This is a genomic window from Ureibacillus endophyticus (assembly GCF_003628435.1).
Lineage (GTDB): Bacteria > Bacillota > Bacilli > Bacillales_A > Planococcaceae > Ureibacillus > Ureibacillus endophyticus.
Genome location: NZ_RBZN01000092.1, coordinates 1 through 3,404 on the forward strand (window position 1 = coordinate 1; position 3,404 = coordinate 3,404).

Sequence of the window (3,404 nt, forward strand, 5' to 3'; positions counted from 1 at the left end):
GTATAGCTCATAACGATTCCTCCTTTGATGTTTGTGTGGTAACTAACATTTTATACGAGGTCGTTGTGGGCTTCTTCTATTTTGACTTACAGGTGTTGCACTTAATATTACAATCCGTCATATAGAAATCTACGATGGGACACCTGAAAGAAAAGAGAGTTGTTGAAGATGCTAGTTTATAATCTCACAAATTCAAGTAGAATGTACCTCTGAAAAGCATCAGCTAAAGTGGAATAAATCGTATAAATATACTTGAGTTTTGCTTCCACTAATATATATTCCAAAATTTAGTAGAAAAAAATTAAAATTAAAACTTCCTAATTTTCAGAAATATTTTATAATAAAAGAAGGACTTTTAAAATTTTTGTAGAATTATATTTTTTTAAAAGGCATCCTAGATGAGAGGAGTTGAGATGAATGGAAGTTACTGACGTTAGATTGCGACGTGTTCAAACTGATGGACGTATGCGTGCTATTGCTTCCATCACACTAGATGATGAATTCGTCGTACATGATATTCGAGTGATTGATGGAAATAATGGATTATTCGTTGCTATGCCAAGTAAAAGAACGCCAGATGGAGAGTTCCGAGATATAGCACACCCAATTAACTCTGAAACAAGAAATAAACTTCAAGAAGTAGTTCTTGCTGCATATCATGCATCTAGTGAAGAAGATACTTTACAACTTGAAGAAGCGAATGCTTAATATGAAAATTAGTAGAGCCACTCAGTAATGAGTTGGCTCTTTTTATATTCACATAATATTAAATTTTTTTAATAGGATGAATAGACAGGCCAAATTATTCCAAAGGGGGATGTCATTGATTTGTCAAGCTTGAATACCTTGAAAAAACAGATGAATTACTATATAGTCTAAAGAGAATATGAGCAAAATGGAGGACTTAGAATGACTAACATTTTTGCAGTCATTTTGGCTGCAGGTCAAGGAACTCGCATGAAGTCCAAATTATATAAAGTGCTCCATCCAGTTTGCGGAAAGCCAATGGTTGAACATGTTGTGGATAATATCCAAACATTAGATGTTAATCGCATTGTTACAATCGTTGGACACGGAGCTGAAAAAGTTAAAGAACAACTTGGCGAAAAGTCGGAGTATGTTCTTCAAGCTGAACAACTGGGAACGGCACATGCAGTAAAACAAGCAGAGACGATTTTAGGTGAATTAGAAGGAACAACACTTGTTGTTTGTGGTGATACACCTTTAATTCGAACTGAAACATTTAAAGCATTATTTGAACATCATCAAGCACAAAATGCAAAAGCTACTATTTTAACAGCAGTTGCTGATAATCCGACTGGTTATGGCCGCATAATAAGAGGTAATAATGGTCAGGTTGAACAAATTGTAGAACAAAAAGATGCTTCACCAGAACAGCAATTGGTGACAGAAATTAATACAGGTACTTATTGCTTTGACAATAAAGCCTTATTCGATGCATTAAAACTTGTAAAAAATGAAAATGCTCAAGGCGAATACTACTTACCTGATGTGATCGAAATCATGCAAAAACAAGGCGAAATTGTTTCGGCTTATCAATGTGAAGATTTTGAAGAAACATTAGGTGTAAATGATCGTGTAGCATTGTCACAAGCAGAAAGTATCATGCGTAATCGCATTAACGAGAAGCATATGCGTAACGGGGTAACAATTGTAAACCCTTTAACTACGCACATAAGTGTTAATGCTATTATTGGCAGAGATACAGTTATTCAACCTGGTACAATCATTGAAGGAAATTCAATTATTGGTGAAGATTGTGTTATCGGTCCAAATAGTCATATCGTAAATTGCCAAATTGGTGATCGTTCAACAGTACAAAATTCTGTTGCCACTAATAGTATAGTTGGTGAAGATACATCGGTTGGTCCATTTGCACATTTACGTCCAGATGCACAACTTGGTAATAACGTAAAAATTGGGAACTTTGTAGAAGTGAAGAAGAGTACTTTAGGTAATCATTCAAAAGTTTCTCACTTAAGTTATATCGGTGATGCTGAAGTAGGAAGTAATGTAAATATTGGTTGTGGTTCAATTACAGTGAATTATGATGGTAAAAATAAATTCAAAACAGTAATTGAAGATAATGTTTTTGTAGGATGTAACTCAAACTTAGTTGCACCAGTAAAAATTGGTGCAGGGTCATTTATTGCTGCTGGATCAACAATTACAAAAGAAGTTCCAGAAGATGCACTTGCAATTGCACGTGCAAGACAAGAAAATAAACTAGACTACGCTAAGAAACTAAAATAAAATAAATTTGTAAAAACTTTTAGGAGGCCATCATGCCGTATCATTACGCTGATTCAAAATTAAAAATCTTTTCATTAAACTCTAATTACCCACTAGCTCAAGAAATCGCAGAAATTATGGGAGTAGAGCTTGGAAAATCATCTGTTAAACATTTTAGTGACGGTGAAATTCAAATTAGCATTGAAGAAAGTATTCGTGGTTGTGACGTATTTATCGTTCAATCAACTTCTGCTCCGGTAAATGAACACTTAATGGAATTATTAATTATGGTTGATGCTGTAAAACGTGCATCTGCTCGTACAGTTAACGTTGTAATCCCTTATTACGGATATGCACGTCAAGACCGTAAAGCTAAGGCACGTGAACCAATTACGGCAAAACTTGTTGCAAACCTTTTAGAAACGGCTGGTGCTACACGTGTAATCGTTTTAGATTTACACGCTCCACAAATTCAAGGCTTCTTTGATATTTTAATTGATCATTTAATGGCTGTTCCTTTATTATCTGAGTACTTCAACAATAAACTAGTTGGAGAAGATATTGTTGTAGTTTCACCAGACCACGGTGGAGTAACTCGTGCACGTAAAATGGCAGAACGTTTAAAAGCACCGATAGCAATTATTGACAAACGTCGTCCAAAGCCAAATGTTGCTGAGGTTATGAATATCGTTGGTAACGTTGAAGGAAAAGTATGTATTTTAATTGACGATATTATTGATACAGCTGGTACTATTACAATTGGTGCTAACGCATTAATGGAAGCAGGCGCTAAAGATGTATATGCTTGCTGTTCACATCCAGTATTATCTGGTCCAGCAATTGAGCGTATTGAAAACTCTGCTATTAAAGAATTAGTTGTAACGAATACAATTCAGTTATCAGAAGAGAAGTTATCTCCGAAAATTAAACAACTTTCTGTAGCGAACTTAATGGCTGATGCAATTTCTCGCGTATATGAAAACAAATCAGTAAGTACATTATTTGATTAATATTATAAATAAGAGGCAAAGTTTGGACTTACCCCAGTCAAGTAGACAGCTTTAAAAGAGACTAAGCAGCCATCTGGTGTCGATATTCTATCGGTGCCAGGTGGTTGAGTCGTTTTTGGAAGCGTTGGTAGTTATAAAAGT

General features: G+C 35.0%; 3 protein-coding genes. All 3 read left to right on the forward strand.

The genetic code is table 11. From position 1 onward, the window contains the following. Window positions 1-417: 417 nt before the first annotated feature. The 3 genes from spoVG to D8M03_RS17305 all read left to right on the forward strand — a co-directional run bounded on the left by spoVG (window position 418) and on the right by D8M03_RS17305 (window position 3,263). On the forward strand, window positions 418-708 hold the full coding sequence (gene spoVG, locus D8M03_RS17295) for a septation regulator SpoVG (protein WP_121216018.1): 291 nt from the start codon (window positions 418-420) through the stop codon (window positions 706-708). Window positions 709-909: 201 nt separating this feature from the next. After that, window positions 910-2,274 (forward strand): bifunctional UDP-N-acetylglucosamine diphosphorylase/glucosamine-1-phosphate N-acetyltransferase GlmU, encoded by a 1,365-nt coding sequence (gene glmU, locus D8M03_RS17300; protein ID WP_121216019.1) that lies wholly within the window; start codon window positions 910-912, stop codon window positions 2,272-2,274. A 32-nt stretch (window positions 2,275-2,306) separates the two neighbouring features. Next, entirely contained in the window at window positions 2,307-3,263 is a 957-nt protein-coding gene (locus D8M03_RS17305; RefSeq protein WP_121216020.1) for a ribose-phosphate diphosphokinase, read from the forward strand. Window positions 3,264-3,404: the final 141 nt, after the last annotated feature.